At 69.1% G+C, this 669-nt stretch carries 1 protein-coding gene and 1 pseudogene; both read left to right on the top strand.

The genetic code is table 11. The annotated features are described in order from the left end of the window. Nucleotides 1–482 (top strand): type IV secretory system conjugative DNA transfer family protein (locus N864_RS22870; RefSeq protein WP_034723025.1); only part of this gene is annotated, 482 nt, incomplete at its 5' end. Next, nucleotides 466–669 (top strand): annotated as a pseudogene (locus tag N864_RS25820) (hypothetical protein); the annotation flags it as partial. The gene N864_RS22870 and the pseudogene N864_RS25820, both read left to right, overlap by 17 nt.

The raw sequence follows: 669 nt of genomic DNA, 5'->3' as shown, positions 1-669 counted from the left end.
TCGACGAGGCCGCCAACTACCCCCTCCCCTCCCTGCCGTCGCTGATGTCCGACGGTGGCGGCTCCGGGATCACAACCACGGTCGTGCTCCAGTCACTGGCCCAAGCGCGAGCCGTGTGGGGCGACCATTCGGCAGCCGCGATCTGGGACGCCGCGATCGACAAGGTCGTCCTCGGCGGCGGGAGCACTGCTCGCGACCTTGACGAACTCTCCCGTCTCATCGGGTCGACCCGCGAGCCGGTCCACTCGCACACCACCGGCGCAGACGGGCACCGGACCACGTCAACTTCGACAGTGGATGTCCCGATCCTTGACCCTTCCGCGTTGAGGACCCTCCCGTTCGGCACCGGCATTCTGCTGCTGCGCGAAGCGCCACCCATTGCATTGACTCTGCGCCCGTGGACCGCCCGCAAGGAGGCCGCTGCCTTGCGTCGCAGCCGTGTCGAGCTGGAGGAGGCGATCCGTCGTGCAAACACCCGGTAGACCGAACTCACCCGAGGGCGACCCGGCGTACGGTCGCGGCTTTGGGCAGTTGCGCGGCCCGCTGCATTGGCCGTCCCTGACCGCCCGTGAAGCCGAGGCCGCGCTGCCGATCCTGCTCCAGTGGGTCGAACACCTGGCGGACCGCTTCGCCTTGGATCCTCGCGTCATTCCGCCGTGCTGGGACCGG

The sequence above is a fragment of the Intrasporangium chromatireducens Q5-1 genome, assembly GCF_000576575.1.
Lineage (GTDB): Bacteria > Actinomycetota > Actinomycetes > Actinomycetales > Dermatophilaceae > Intrasporangium_A > Intrasporangium_A chromatireducens.
The sequence above is the reverse complement of the archived record's forward strand: the minus strand, read 5'-3'. Positions and strand labels throughout refer to the sequence as shown.